Annotated in this window: 13 protein-coding genes; all 13 read right to left on the bottom strand. The window is 32.3% G+C overall.

Annotated features, from left to right (window positions below):
* Positions 1-5: 5 nt before the first annotated feature.
* The gene (locus AST02_RS03445) at positions 6-2807 is read right to left on the bottom strand and encodes a 2-oxoglutarate dehydrogenase E1 component (RefSeq protein ID WP_046465327.1); all 2802 of its coding nucleotides are present in this window, start codon (positions 2805-2807) and stop codon (positions 6-8) included.
* Between the two features lie 198 nt (positions 2808-3005).
* Positions 3006-4361, bottom strand: coding sequence for a HAMP domain-containing sensor histidine kinase (locus AST02_RS03440; RefSeq protein WP_069815638.1), 1356 nt, complete (start codon positions 4359-4361; stop codon positions 3006-3008).
* Positions 4358-5020 (bottom strand): response regulator transcription factor, encoded by a 663-nt coding sequence (locus tag AST02_RS03435; protein ID WP_069815636.1) that lies wholly within the window; start codon positions 5018-5020, stop codon positions 4358-4360. The genes AST02_RS03440 and AST02_RS03435 overlap by 4 nt, the downstream gene beginning before the upstream one ends.
* 635 nt (positions 5021-5655) lie before the next feature.
* Positions 5656-6270: a phosphatase PAP2 family protein gene (locus tag AST02_RS03430; RefSeq protein WP_046465330.1), complete on the bottom strand. Its 615-nt coding sequence runs from the start codon at positions 6268-6270 to the stop codon at positions 5656-5658.
* Positions 6271-6286: 16 nt separating this feature from the next.
* The gene (locus tag AST02_RS03425; protein ID WP_069815634.1) at positions 6287-7360 is read right to left on the bottom strand and encodes an undecaprenyldiphospho-muramoylpentapeptide beta-N-acetylglucosaminyltransferase; all 1074 of its coding nucleotides are present in this window, start codon (positions 7358-7360) and stop codon (positions 6287-6289) included.
* A 10-nt stretch (positions 7361-7370) separates the two neighbouring features.
* Complete coding sequence (locus tag AST02_RS03420) at positions 7371-7880, bottom strand: GNAT family N-acetyltransferase (protein ID WP_069815632.1); 510 nt, start codon at positions 7878-7880, stop codon at positions 7371-7373.
* Positions 7881-7901: 21 nt separating this feature from the next.
* Positions 7902-9380 (bottom strand): S41 family peptidase, encoded by a 1479-nt coding sequence (locus tag AST02_RS03415; RefSeq protein ID WP_069815630.1) that lies wholly within the window; start codon positions 9378-9380, stop codon positions 7902-7904.
* Positions 9381-9534: 154 nt separating this feature from the next.
* The gene (locus tag AST02_RS03410; RefSeq protein ID WP_046465334.1) at positions 9535-9756 is read right to left on the bottom strand and encodes a YozE family protein; all 222 of its coding nucleotides are present in this window, start codon (positions 9754-9756) and stop codon (positions 9535-9537) included.
* Positions 9756-10256: a PTS sugar transporter subunit IIA gene (locus AST02_RS03405; protein WP_069815628.1), complete on the bottom strand. Its 501-nt coding sequence runs from the start codon at positions 10254-10256 to the stop codon at positions 9756-9758. Before AST02_RS03405 ends, AST02_RS03410 begins: the two co-directional genes overlap by 1 nt.
* A 14-nt stretch (positions 10257-10270) precedes the next feature.
* A complete protein-coding gene (gene msrB, locus AST02_RS03400; RefSeq protein WP_046465336.1) occupies positions 10271-10699 on the bottom strand; it encodes a peptide-methionine (R)-S-oxide reductase MsrB in 429 nt (142 codons plus the stop codon).
* Complete coding sequence (gene msrA / locus AST02_RS03395) at positions 10692-11219, bottom strand: peptide-methionine (S)-S-oxide reductase MsrA (RefSeq protein WP_002507605.1); 528 nt, start codon at positions 11217-11219, stop codon at positions 10692-10694. The genes msrB and msrA overlap by 8 nt, the downstream gene beginning before the upstream one ends.
* A gap of 134 nt (positions 11220-11353) precedes the next feature.
* The gene (locus AST02_RS03390) at positions 11354-12193 is read right to left on the bottom strand and encodes a DegV family protein (RefSeq protein WP_069815626.1); all 840 of its coding nucleotides are present in this window, start codon (positions 12191-12193) and stop codon (positions 11354-11356) included.
* A gap of 9 nt (positions 12194-12202) precedes the next feature.
* Complete coding sequence (locus AST02_RS03385; protein WP_069815623.1) at positions 12203-12688, bottom strand: dihydrofolate reductase; 486 nt, start codon at positions 12686-12688, stop codon at positions 12203-12205.
* Positions 12689-12771 lie beyond the last annotated feature (83 nt).

Here is a 12771-nt window from a genome sequence, read left to right as displayed (position 1 = left end):
TCCCCCTAGTTAATTTTTGTACTTTGTTCGAGTATCATATTTTGAACGAGTTTGTGGATTTCACCATCACCTTCAGCCGGTGCCGAACGTTGTATACGACCATGATAACTTAAATCGTATTTATCTGTAGTTAATTCTTTTAGATATGGATAAACAAATGACCATGCACCTTGGTTCTTAGGTTCTTCTTGTACCCAAGCTACGTTTTCTAAATTCGGCAATTCATTTAACAATGCTTCGATTTCTGTTACAGGGAATGGGTAAAGTCTCTCTACTGCAACAATTAATATAGAATCATTTGGATTTTTAGCCAAATATTCTTTTAAATCAATAAACATTTTTCCTGAAGCTAAAATAACTTTTCTTACAGTGTCTTTTTGATGTTCTTCTGGTAAAATCGCTTCAAATTTGCCCGTAGTAAATTTACTAATAGGATCTGCTACTGTTTTATTACGTAATAAGCTTTTCGGTGACATTACTACTAAAGGTCTCATAGATTCAGTACCTAATGTAGCAGCTTGTGCGCGTAATAAATGGAAATAGTTACTTGAACTAGATAAATTAACGATTGTCGCATTATTTTCTCCTGCAAGTTGCAAGAATCTTTCTAAACGTGCAGATGAATGTTCTGGTCCTTGTCCTTCAAATGAATGAGGTAACAATAATGTTAAAGCAGCACGTTCACCCCATTTAGCTCTTGAACTAAATAAGAAGTTATCAAAAATCATTTGAGACATATTTGAAAAATCACCATATTGTGCTTCCCAAATTGTCATACATGATTTATTTTGAACGTTATAACCATATTCAAAGCCAACTACTGCAGCTTCTGATAATGGTGAGTTACGTACTTCAAACGTCGCTTTTTGATCAGGTACATGATGTAACGGTGTGTACTTCTCGCCAGTCTCTGGGTCATGTAAGACTGCATGGCGGTGACTGAAAGTACCACGTTCGCTATCTTGCCCTGTTAAGCGTATTGGATTGCCATTTTGAGTAATTGTCGCAAAAGCTAATTGTTCTGCTTGAGCCCAGTCAACTAATCCATCTTCTTTTTCAAATGGCTCTCTACGTTTGTCTAATACTTTATTAAGTTTCTTCAATACATTGAAATTTGAAGGATACGTAAGCATCGCATCATTAATTTCTTTAAGATGTTCAAAACTCAATTCAGTATCTTGGCTTTGAATTGGTTCTGCCAAGTCATCTGGTTTTTGCATATTTGGATTATCCATTTTATCATTTTTATCAATTTTGTCATGAGCTGCTCGTAATGATTTTTGTACTTCATCCATAATATTATTCATTTGATCTTCTGTAATAATATGCTCATCTACGAGCTGTCTTCCGTATAAAAGTTCAACGGAGTCATGTTTACGTATTTCATGATATTGTAGTGGATTTGTGATTGATGGTTCATCCATTTCGTTATGACCATATCGACGGTAACCAACTAAGTCAATAACAACATCTTTATGGAATTCTTTTCTGAAAGCCATAGCAATTTCAATTGCTTCAATTGTTGCTTCAACGTTGTCTGCATTAACATGCATAATTGGCACATCATATCCTTTAGCAACATCTGAAGAATATGTTGTAGAACGACCTTCTTCAGGTTCTGTTGTAAAGCCGATACGGTTATTTGTAATAACGTGCAGAGTACCACCAGTAGAATAACCATCAAGGCTACCTAAGTTCATTGCTTCAAAATTAATACCTTGGCCAGGATAAGCTGCGTCACCATGAATTAATATTGGCATAGATTTTTCGAATTCAGTTGTTACTGCACCAGGTTGATCTGTATTGTCTTGTGTTGCACGTGTTTTACCTAAAACCACAGGTGCTACGATTTCTAAATGACTTGGGTTATTAGCTAATGAAATACGTTGTTCACTACCATATGAACGCGTCGTTTTCACGCCACCAAGGTGATATTTAACATCGCCAGACCAACCAGAAGTTAATTTTAAGCTTCCGTCTTCTGGTAAAAACTTCATTGGATCTGTGTGCATAAATTCAGAAATCATCATTTCATATGGCTTTTCTAAAACATGTGTGAGTACGTTTAATCTCCCACGGTGGGCCATACCAATTTGAATGTTTTGAATACCTTCGTCACTCGCAAGTTTTAAAGTTTGCTGTAACATTGGGACTAATGTATCTACACCTTCAATTGAAAAGCGTTTTGCGCCTACAAAGTTTTTGTGTAGATATTTTTCAAAACCTTCAACGTGGGCTAAATTTTTAAAAAGTTCGATTTTTTGATTGTCATTTAAAGTTGCTTTGTACGGTGTTTCAATTCTGCGTTTTAACCATACACGTTCTCTATTGTTGTTGATATGCGTGTACTCAAAGGCGATTGGTCCTTTGTAACGTTTTTCCATACGTACAATAGCTTCATAAGCATTGTCATAAATATCTTTGAAATGCTCTGATACGATACCTGCAGAAATAGATTCAAGTGTTTCTTTGTCTAAATTGAAATCTTCAAAGTTTAACTTTGGAACATTTTCTCTTACAGGTCTATTGACTGGATAAATATCTGCTAATAAATGCCCATATTGGCGGATATTATCTATTAAGCGCATAACACGTTTGATTGTGCTATCACCTTTAGTCACATTACTTTGACCTTCAGTATTTGTTACGATGTTAGCTTCACCGTTTTTGATTGTACTAAATAGGACTTGCAAATCTTCAGGGACTGAAGTCGGATCATTTAGATATACGTCATATAAATCTAAAACATATCCAAGATTTGCCCCGAAATTTACAGGTGCCTCGGAAACCTGTCTTTCGTTGCTCATATTACACCCTCCACAAAATAGTTGAAACGCTTACAAATCAATAATAGCATTAAACAGGCGTAAATTAAAGTACCAATAGCCTAGTTATATGAAAAAACAGAACCTAAATTAAATAGATTCTGTTACTTTTGTAATATATATAATAATGTAACGTATGTTTTGCTAAATTAAAACTTTTTTAATGCTAGATTTAACGTGTTAAAAAGTGATTTTAAAAGTAGTATATTTACCTGTTTCACTTTCAACTTGTATAGTGCCATGATTCAATTCAATTATTTTTTTAGCAATAGATAGACCGAGACCATTGCCACCTAATTTACGTGAACGTGATTTATCGACTCTATAGAAACGGTCAAAAATAAATTCAATATCTTCTTTAGGAATACCAACACCGTGGTCTGTTATCTCAATAGAAATTTGTTTGTTTCTAAGATTGGTTTGAATATGAATATGTTTGTTATGTTGATCATATTTCATAGCGTTATCAATGAAGATAATTAATATTTGTTCTAATTGGTAACGATTTATTTTAATATTAAGTGGTTTAGGATAAGCTTCAAATTCAAATTTATAGTCCTGATGTAATTGTTTTAAAGATTTTATACGAGAAGTAATTTCCTGATTAATGTCTACATTTTCGATATCTCCATCTCGACTATTATTATTATCTTTAGTGAGTAAGAGAAGCTCTTCTACTAATTTTGTAATTCTCATCATTTCTTCTAAGGAAATGTCTAAAGATTCTTCTAGTATTGCTGCATCTTTTTTTCCCCAACGTTGAATTAAATTTAAGTGTCCTTGGATAATTTGTAATGGCGTACGTAATTCGTGAGAAGCGTCTTCCACGAATTGTCTTTGTTGATTAAAAGATTCTTCTAATTGGAACATCATTTCGTTAAAAGTAACGATTAAATTATCCGTTTCTTCATAGTTTGTAGTTAACTCTACTTTTTCTTGGAAACCATCTCTACGTATTTGTTGCATTTTGTTAGACATCAAAATTAATGGCTTTGTAATTTGTGATGAGAAAAAGTAACTTATAATCGCAGTGATAAACGTTGCAATGATGCCGAAAATAAGCGCAATAAAATATAAAGAATTTACCAGTGTATTATAGCTTTCTAATGAATGGACGATCACACTATACCCTTTGAAACTTTGAGAATCGATGTGTTGCGTTATAGTCAGGTATTCCGTATTATGATGATTTTTAATTGAAGCTTGATTCGCATCTTTAGTCGCAAAATTTGGTGTGTAATTGATCGTATTATCATTTGAAGTCTCCATTAATTTGTTACCATTGTCACTATAAAGTATTACCTTTTGAAAGTTGCCTAAAGAAGCATTTAAATCTAAGGGTGTGATATCTTTCATATGCTTAGTTTCAAAAAGGTTTACAATATCTGATGAACTTCGTTCTGCCTCAGTAAATTCATTGTGACGTAAACTATTGCTTAAGAAGAATATAATAATCAAGCTAAAAATAAATATTGTTGAAAACGTTATTGTTGTTGTTATCATCATCCATTTTGTTTTTAATTTTCTTTGCTTCATTGTCTAACCACATAGCCAACGCCACGAACAGTTTCGATGTATTTATCTTTACCGTATGGTTTGAGTTTGTTTCTTAAATAACGAATATAAACATCAACAACATTTGTTTCAACCTCGGTATCATATCCCCAAACATCAGTGATAATTTGTTCTCTCTGCAAAACATGATTTTTATTAACAGCAAGTAAATATAATAAGTCATATTCTGTTTTTGTTAAATCTAAGGATTCGCCCTCTACAGTGACCTTAAAAGCATCTTTGTCTATAATGATACCCTTGATATCAATGACGTTCTTTTGTGGCTGTCTACGTAGCATAGCACGTATTCTAGCTAGTAATTCTTCTATATCAAATGGTTTAACAATATAATCATCAGCGCCATAATCTAAACCTGCGACTTTATCATAGGTATCACTTTTAGCAGTAATAATAATAATTGGCGTTGTTTGCTTTTGACGAATTTGACGGCAGATTTCTAAGCCATTGATATTTGGTAGCATCAAATCCAAAAGTATAAGATCATAGTTATTTGATAATGCTTTTTCTAAACCAGGACGTCCATCGTATTCTATATCTACAGTGTAATTTTCGTGTTCAAGTTCAAGTTCTATAAAGCGAGCGAGATTTTGTTCATCTTCTACTATTAATATTTTTGTCATAAGTTGCACCTCAAATTATATTTTAAATGATAATACACAATGTAGGAAGTTATTACTAATAATTGTATAATATTTGTTGCTTGTATACGAGATATAATAAAACAAATAAATCGTATTATATCCCCTCGTATTGCCTTTTAAAGATTATTAAGTCTTGATAAATATAAGAATCTATAAAAATTCTCTAATTCTAATTGACAATAATTCTCAGTGTTGTATAATGTAATTGAAAATGATTATCAATTCCAAATATAAGACATTCCCCCCCACACGAATTTCGATCTTATTGGATTGATCATTTTCAGAAATATCCCCTTTTATATGCCCGTAAAAGACTAACGTTGCGAGACAACGTGAATATAAAAACCGGTTTTACATTGTAAAATCGGTTTTTATAATAAATTTTGACACAAAAAGCAACAAGATACGTTATATATCAAGTTGCTCAAAATTAAGGCAAGCCAAACGTTAAGTTAATATTGACGTTTGGCTTGTTTTTTTGCAATTCAAAATGCAAACAAGATATTTTCAAAATTATAAATAAAAAACTGCCGAAAAGTCAGTGACTTTTCGGCAGACTATCCAACTAGATGCAACATATATCTAGTTGATTTAGTATTGATAAACTATCAATACTAAACTTGTAGTTTATGTCTTAAAATAAGCGTTGGTAGTACCACACAGAACGCGCCACCAATGATTCCAGCAATGATATCAGTTGGATAGTGAACACCAAGGTATACGCGAGATGATGATATTAAAATGATAAATAATGCAGATAATCCTATCATAAATGCTCTGGATTTACCTTGTAGCACTCGATTAGCGATATACATCGTACTGCCAAAGAATGTGGCGGAGCCCATAGCATGACCACTTGGGAAGCTAAACCCAGAAATATCAATGAGCCTTAATAATGTTGGACGTTCTCTATCAAAGAGGTTCTTTAGCAAAGGATTTAAAGTCCCTGATAAACTCATTGCGATAGCAAAAAACAAAGCCTCAATATTTAATCGTTTTAGCATTAAATAAGCAATTAACAGTAGTGACAAGCAAACCATTGCCCATACTTCACCAATCTTAGTTACGCCTAAGAAGAAAGTAGTCGTAATAAAACTTTCAGAAGAATAAATAAATTCGTATACTTCATTATCAATCCATTTTCCTAATCTAGATTCATGAAAGAATGCAATGATGCCAAATATTAAAGTGAAAATGATTAGTAATGATATTCGTTTCCATCGACTCATTGCATATGACCTCCCATTAGTTTAGTGCGTCATTAATAATTTTATTGAATAAATCTTGACGCGTATAGCTTTCTTTATATGTTTGCATTTGTTTAACTATCGATTCACGGTTAGCTTCAATTTCATTAAGCTGTGTGATTAATTGTGTTTCAGTTAACGTATCTTCTGGTAGTGTTTTACCAAAACCTTTAGATTCAAAATTCTTAGCGTTATCAATTTGATCACCACGGGATTGATCCAAACCAAGAGGAATTAATAACATAGGAATTCTAAGTGCTAAAAATTCATAAATCGCATTTGAGCCAGCACGACTAATAACCGTATCAGTAATTGCTAAAAGGTCTGTTAAATCATCTTTCACGAATTCAAATTGAATATAACCATCTTTATTTGAATATTGCTTTTCTAACAAGCCTTTACCAGTTAAATGTACAACTTGATAGCTTTCATTCAGTGCGTCTAAATTTTGTCGTATGATTTCATTTAATTTTTTACTACCTAGACTACCACCCATAACGAGCAATACTTTTTTATCATTAGTAAATTTAGTGAGTTGATATCCTCGGTTTTTATCTCCAGTTTTCAAATCTTCACGCACAGTTGCGCCGACGAAATCTGCTTTATCTTTAGGGAGATACTGCAATGTATCTTCAAAAGTAGTGTAGATTTTCTTAGCAAATTTGAGTGAAATCTTGTTAGCTAAGCCAGGCGTTAAATCTGATTCATGAATTATTGTTGGAATTTTCAAAGATTTTGCAGCCATAACTACTGGCACAGATACAAAACCACCTTTTGAAAATAATAAGTCAGGTTTCTCTTTCTTTAATACTTTTCTCGCATCTAATACACCTTTTAATACTTTAAATACGTCTTTTATATTGTCCCAAGAAATATAACGTCTTAATTTACCACTAGAAATTGAATGATATTTGATTTCAGGTAATTGAGATTCTATCATCTCGCGTTCAATTCCTTTTTTTGAACCGATGTAAAAGGTTTCATAACCTTCTTCCAAGGCAGTGGGTATTAAACTTAAATTGACTGAGACATGTCCAACAGTGCCTCCCCCAGTAAATGCGATTTTCGTCATATTGTAACCTCTATTCTTCTAATTTTTTATAATAGGCATAAAAGGGTTCTCCTTTATTAAAAGGAGGGTAATCAATTTCTGCCTCGCCTACTTTATTAAAGCCCAATTTATTAAACAGACCTTGTGCACGTTTGTTTAATGCAAATGTATCTGTCACTATAACGTGAATATTATGATTAAGTGCAAGGTTAACAGCAAAGTTAAATAATTGAGTAGCAGCACCTTTATATGCTGATGAAACAGCAAGTCTGTGGATTACATATGCACCACTTCTGTCAATTGGCCATTCTAGTTCATCATACCACTCTGATTGTTGTTGGTCGACAACTATAAAAGCATAAATTATAGAAGTTTCTTCAAGTACATAAAGTGTTTCTTTTTGTATGTCTTCTTTGAAATGCTGCTCCAAAGGATATTGTTCATCCCATTGGTTATTATTATCTTGTTTCATGATTGCTTTAGCTTCTTTTACAATTTTTAGAACACTTGATAAATCGTTTTTGTTAGCAATTCTAATCATAGAAATAGTACCTCTCTATAGTTAATTTAATTTTTTAAGAAGATTTTGTAAAACAGTATCCTCTTTATTTGCTTTGTTGACAAGCGCTTGGGTAAATTTTTCATTTGTTTTTTTGTCGAATGTGCCATTTACTTCCAAATTATTTTCTTTTTGGAATGATTCAATAGCAGATTGCAAAGCATTATCAAATTCATTAGAGTTATTATTTACTTTATGACCCAATGCAGATAATCCAACCTTCATTGTTTTAACATTTTTATCGCTATCACCCACCTCAAATGTTTTATCATTAGGTATAACATTTAATGTTTGGTATTCTGGTTCATTAATTTTTACATCCGGCTTAATTCCCTTACCATGAATGTAATGTGAATGTGGTGTTAGCCATTTCATGTTGGTGAATTTTAATAATGATCCATCGTCAAATTCATTTGTTGTTTGAACAATTCCTTTACCAAATGTTTTAGAACCATAAACCTTGGCCTTGTCATAGTCTTTCATAGCACCTGTAAATACCTCAGAAGCACTTGCAGAGCCTTTATTGACAAGAATTGATACTTCCATGTCTTTAGCTTCTTTTAAAGCATCATTAGAAGCTGTAATTTCTTCTTTATGGTCGCCTTTTTGAAGTTGTACAACGGTTTCACCTTTATCTATAAATATATTAGCCATTTTAATCGCTTCATCTAATAAACCACCTGGGTTATTACGTAAGTCTAAAACAATTTTACGGACGCCATCTTTATGTGCTTTGATAATTGAAGATTTTAATTCTCCTGCAGTGCTATCTTGGAATTTGTTGATAGTAAAGACACCTATGTCATTTTGTTTTTCATATTCAACGCTTTTTACGTGTATTTTATCACGCTCAATTGTGATATCGTGTGCTTGGTTAGCTCTTTCAATTGTTAGAGTTACATTCGTTCCTTTTTTACCGCGCACTTTATTTACAATCGCTTCCAATGGTTGTCCTTTGATAGATTTACCATCAACTTTAGTCACAACATCTTTAGGTTGTATACCTGCTTTTTCAGCTGGCGAACCTTTCATTGGACTTGTGATTTCAATTTTATTGCCTTTCTTTTGCATTTCTGCGCCGATGCCTACAAAATCTCCAGAAACATCTTCATTAAAAGATTTCGTTTCTTTTTTAGTCATATAGTCAGAATATGGATCATCTAACTCTTTTACCATTCCATCAATAGCAGCTTCAGATAATTTTTCGGAATCTGTCTCTTTATAATATTCATTATTTAAAGTTTTATAAACTTTTTGCACCTTTTGCATTTCTGTTCGTTGATCACTATTTAGTCCGCTTTTCCAATTACTAACGCCAATTGTTGCAAATACTGCAATGAGTGCTGTGATGATCACAGTAGCTATTATCAATAAAATGAAATGGCTGCGTTTGAAATTTAAGAATTTAGATTTATTTTGGTGATTATTATCGTTATTACTGTCGTTACTGTTTTCCTCATGTATGTCTTTATGATCTGACATTTAATCACTTCCTACTACATATGTAAAAATTCCTATTAAAGTTTAACTAAAATAAAAAAGCTAGGATTGAACCATATTCGATTAATCCCAGCTACTTATATGACACTATAATATTTTAATATATTTGAATCTATATACACAAACATTAAGTGATTTAAAATTTTAGCCATTCTGTATATTCTTCATATAAATCATCGAACACAGCCATTGAAATGGGATAATTGCCTTGTGTCTCTATATAATCAGATATAATATGAAAATCTTTCTCTTGTCTCGGAAAAGATAAATCATCAAAAATTTCTTCTGCTAATTCACCTTTTTCGTTTTTACGACCTCTTGCCGTTAGCACAAATTGATAAAATGAATGATCTTTCATTAGTTCATTGTCACATCAACGATTTTTGTCTCGCCTTTAGTAATAGAATTTACATCTGCAACATTAAGAGATGAGGTATTATCAGAATTTGTGATAATGATTGGTGAAATTACAGATTTCGCATTTTCTTTAATATAATCTAAGTCAAAACGTAATAATGGATCGCCAACACTTACTGTATCTCCACTTTCAACTAAAATTTCAAATCCCTTGCCATCCAATTGAACTGTGTCTAAACCGATATGAACGAGCAATTCTAAACCATTGTCAGCTTTTAAGCCTATAGCATGTTTAGTTGGAAATACATTATCTACTTTTCCGTCGATTGGTGATACGACTTCGCCTTCTGTTGGGTTTACTCCAAAACCTTCGCCCATCATTTTTTGTGCGAAAACTGGGTCTGGAATATCTTCAATTTTTACATATTCTCCTGTAATTGGCGCATAAATAACACTATCCTTATTGACTTCTTTACCTTTGCCGAATAATTTTTTAAACATATCTTGTTCGCTCCTTATTTTTCAAAATGTGATATTAAATCTTCATAGCCTAATTCTTCAAGCTTTTCGAAAGGAATAAATTGAACTGCTGCGGAATTAATACAATATCTTAAACCGCCACTTTCTTTCGGTCCATCATTAAATACATGACCGAGATGACTGTTTGCATCATCTGAACGTACTTCTGTACGTACCATGCCGAAAGTTTTATCTACAAGTTCAACAACTTCTTCATCATCTAGAGCTTTAGAAAAACTAGGCCAACCACAATCTGATTCAAATTTTTCTTCTGAGGTGAATAAAGGTTTTCCTGAAATTTTATCGACATAAATGCCTTTTTCATAATGGTTCCAGTACTCATTTTGGAATGGAGGTTCTGTTCCATTTTCTTGTGTAACTAGGTATTCCATTTCATTTAAACTATCTTTGCTTTTTTTAATCATTTTGTTCCCCCCAATGTTTTTCTATAAATGCTTTACGTCCTGATCCACGTTGATATTGCTCATAATGCAATGGATTTTTTTTATAATAATCTTGATGTTGTGATTCAGCAGGATAAAAGTTTTTATATGGTTTGATGGGTGTAATTACAGGATTATTAAAAATAGCCTGTTCATTTAATTGCTGTATTTTTGCTTCTGCAGCTTTCTTTTGTTCTTCATTGTGATAAAAAATGGCTGGTTCGTAGTGTTCACCACGATCAAAAAATTGGCCACCATTATCAGTTGGGTCAAATGTTTTGAAATAAACATCTAAAATATTTTCGAAGGAAGTGATTTCAGAGTTATATGTGATTTGTACTGCTTCTACATGACCAGTTTGATTCGTACTTACACTTTCGTAAGTAGGATTATCCAAATGGCCACCACTATAACCAGAAACAACATTTTCGATACCTGGATAAGAAGTAAAAGGTTTAACTAAACACCAGAAACAACCGCCAGCTAATGTCGCATAAGCCATAATATACCTCCTATATCTATTTTGTCATAAAGTTACCATTATTTTAAGAGATATGCTATCAAATTGTTTATAAATAATATAAGGACTGTAAATTTTCTTAATAATAGTAACAGCATATATGGAGCAAAATCATATTAAGATCTTAAAACAATTAATCCAATGGCGCCTTGACCAGCATGTGTTGAGATAACAGGTGTTGTTATATTTGTATCGAAATGATGGAAATTAAATTCTTCAGAAAATTGCTTTTTAACCTTATCTACAAATTCAATGACATTGGCATGAGCAATACCAATAGATTTTATATTCTTATCCCCTATAAAGTGACTTATTTCTTTCTTTAAAAATTGAACACTTGCATTTTGCGTACGTGAATTGTGTAACATTTCAAGTTTCCCATCAACAAGTGTACCAATTGGCTTAATTTTCATCATATTCCCAATTAAACCTTTTGTTTTACTAATACGCCCACCTTTAATCAGTTGATTAAGTTGGCCAATAACAACATAAAGTTTAATGTTTTTTTGTAATTCATTCAATTTTTCAATAATTTTTTCAGTTGCAATACCTTCATTATTCCAATCTACAACGTGCTGAATTTGATAACCTAAACCAAAGGAAATTGATTTAGAGTCTATAACCGTTACATTGCTATCAGAAATTTGACTGGCTTGCAGTGCAGTTTGATAAGTACCACTTAATCCCGAAGTGATATGAATACTAATGATTTCAGAACCATCAGCACCTAATTCATCATACATCTCAATGAATTTGCCAATCGCTGGTTGACTTGTTTTAACATCTGCATCATCCTGAATTCTTTGTATATATGCTTCAGAAGTGATATCGACTTGGTCTACGTATGATTTTCCATCTATTGTTAAGTTAAGTGGTACAACATGGATATCATTTTCAACTAAATAGTCATTTGATAAGTCTGAAGTTGAATCGGTTACAATTTTCTTTTTAATCATAATATCCTCCTATGAATTTTTCTTACGAATTAAATGTAAAAAAGTATGAGGAATTGTATTTTTGTCATCTAATTCCCCTTTAACTGATGATTCGACTTCCCAATCTTCGAATGTATAAGGTGGGAAAAATGTATCCCCATCAAATTTATCTTCAATTACTGTGATATACATATCGTCAACTTTATCAATCATTGCTTCAAATAATGATTGACCACCAAATACGAAAACATGGCCAGGTAAATCAAATATATCATCCATAGAATGAATTACATCAACGCCTTCATGTTGAAACGCTTTATTTCTAGTTAATACAACGTTTCGCCTGTTAGGAAGTGGTTTTCCTATAGAGTCGAATGTTGCGCGTCCCATAACGAGGGTATTGTTAGTACTTAATTTTTTAACGTGTTTAAGGTCATTCGGTAAATGCCAAGGTAATGTGTTATCTACGCCGATAACACGTTGTTGGTCATGCGCCACGAGTATTGATAGTGTCATATTTTTCCTCCCTACTGCTAATATAGTAAAATATTATTTTGAATTTTTAATAATTATCATATATTAATCAATTTTGATCGTTT

The sequence above is a fragment of the Staphylococcus equorum genome (assembly GCF_001747895.1).
Taxonomy (GTDB): Bacteria; Bacillota; Bacilli; order Staphylococcales; family Staphylococcaceae; genus Staphylococcus; species Staphylococcus equorum_A.
Note: the sequence above shows the minus strand (reverse complement) of the source record. Positions and strands in the feature narration are given on the sequence as shown.

Bases quoted from the DNA above. Each gene is read 5' to 3' on its own strand.
- AST02_RS03445 (WP_046465327.1), bottom strand. From the start codon at position 2,807: ATGAGCAACGAAAGACAGGTTTCCGAGGCACCTGTAAATTTCGGGGCA.
- AST02_RS03440 (WP_069815638.1), bottom strand. From the start codon at position 4,361: ATGAAGCAAAGAAAATTAAAAACAAAATGGATGATGATAACAACAACA.
- AST02_RS03435 (WP_069815636.1), bottom strand. From the start codon at position 5,020: ATGACAAAAATATTAATAGTAGAAGATGAACAAAATCTCGCTCGCTTT.
- AST02_RS03430 (WP_046465330.1), bottom strand. From the start codon at position 6,270: ATGAGTCGATGGAAACGAATATCATTACTAATCATTTTCACTTTAATA.
- AST02_RS03425 (WP_069815634.1), bottom strand. From the start codon at position 7,360: ATGACGAAAATCGCATTTACTGGGGGAGGCACTGTTGGACATGTCTCA.
- AST02_RS03420 (WP_069815632.1), bottom strand. From the start codon at position 7,880: ATGATTAGAATTGCTAACAAAAACGATTTATCAAGTGTTCTAAAAATT.
- AST02_RS03415 (WP_069815630.1), bottom strand. From the start codon at position 9,380: ATGTCAGATCATAAAGACATACATGAGGAAAACAGTAACGACAGTAAT.
- AST02_RS03410 (WP_046465334.1), bottom strand. From the start codon at position 9,756: ATGAAAGATCATTCATTTTATCAATTTGTGCTAACGGCAAGAGGTCGT.
- AST02_RS03405 (WP_069815628.1), bottom strand. From the start codon at position 10,256: ATGTTTAAAAAATTATTCGGCAAAGGTAAAGAAGTCAATAAGGATAGT.
- msrB (WP_046465336.1), bottom strand. From the start codon at position 10,699: ATGATTAAAAAAAGCAAAGATAGTTTAAATGAAATGGAATACCTAGTT.
- msrA (WP_002507605.1), bottom strand. From the start codon at position 11,219: ATGGCTTATGCGACATTAGCTGGCGGTTGTTTCTGGTGTTTAGTTAAA.
- AST02_RS03390 (WP_069815626.1), bottom strand. From the start codon at position 12,193: ATGATTAAAAAGAAAATTGTAACCGATTCAACTTCAGACTTATCAAAT.
- AST02_RS03385 (WP_069815623.1), bottom strand. From the start codon at position 12,688: ATGACACTATCAATACTCGTGGCGCATGACCAACAACGTGTTATCGGC.